The 235-nt window shown below is 66.8% G+C and carries 1 pseudogene; it reads left to right on the plus strand.

Annotated features, from left to right (window positions below):
• Positions 1-235, plus strand: a pseudogene (locus EOB49_RS35905) (glycogen debranching enzyme GlgX); the annotation flags it as partial.

The raw sequence follows: 235 nt of genomic DNA on the forward strand, positions 1-235 counted from the left end.
AGATCACCTGGCTCGACTGGGCCGGCCGCGACCAGGCGCTGGAGCGCTACACGGCGGAACTCTCGAGGCTGCGCCGATCGATGCCGGCGCTCTCCGATACAAGCTTCCTCACTGGCCAGCCACCGGCAGGTTCAGAGATACCGGACGTCGCATGGCTGACCGAGACAGGCGCGCCGCTCAATGAACAGTGCTGGCAGGACCCGCAGCGGTACCGCCTCGTCATGATCCTGGGTGG

Origin of the sequence: Mesorhizobium sp. M7A.F.Ca.MR.148.00.0.0 (genome assembly GCF_003997735.1) — a bacterium.
GTDB lineage: Bacteria > Pseudomonadota > Alphaproteobacteria > Rhizobiales > Rhizobiaceae > Mesorhizobium.